Raw genomic sequence first — 343 nt, 5'->3', positions numbered from 1 at the left:
TTCGGAAATCGCATGGCTGATTCCGGTGGTACTGACGACGATGAAGTAGTTATAGCTGCTTTCAAATCCTTTGATGATGGTGGCACCATCGACAGTGAAAAATTCAGGCATGCTTTGATGACCTGGGGCGAGAAATTCAGCGCCAAAGAAGTTGATGATGCCTTTGATGCAATGGACATCGATGACAATGGAAGAATTGACACCCAAGCACTCATTACCCTTCTCACTGCTGCTCAAGAGGAAGGTGAAGAAGGTGGTGAAGCAGCCTAAGATAATCGAAAAATCATTCATCAAGTTCATAATTTCATTTGAAACACAAAACATCATAGTTCACTGTTGAAGG

General features: G+C 42.9%; 1 protein-coding gene. It reads left to right on the top strand.

Going from position 1 to position 343, the window contains the following annotated elements; genetic code table 11:
• Positions 1-270, top strand: a 270-nt coding sequence (locus tag IEJ02_RS48065) for an EF-hand domain-containing protein (protein WP_223865641.1), incomplete at its 5' end; no start/stop codon positions are given.
• Between the last annotated feature and the right edge of the window lie 73 nt (positions 271-343).

Origin of the sequence: Streptomyces sp. 5-10 (assembly GCF_014712245.1) — a bacterium.
GTDB lineage: Bacteria > Actinomycetota > Actinomycetes > Streptomycetales > Streptomycetaceae > Streptomyces > Streptomyces violaceusniger.
Note: the sequence above shows the minus strand (reverse complement) of the source record. Positions and strands in the feature narration are given on the sequence as shown.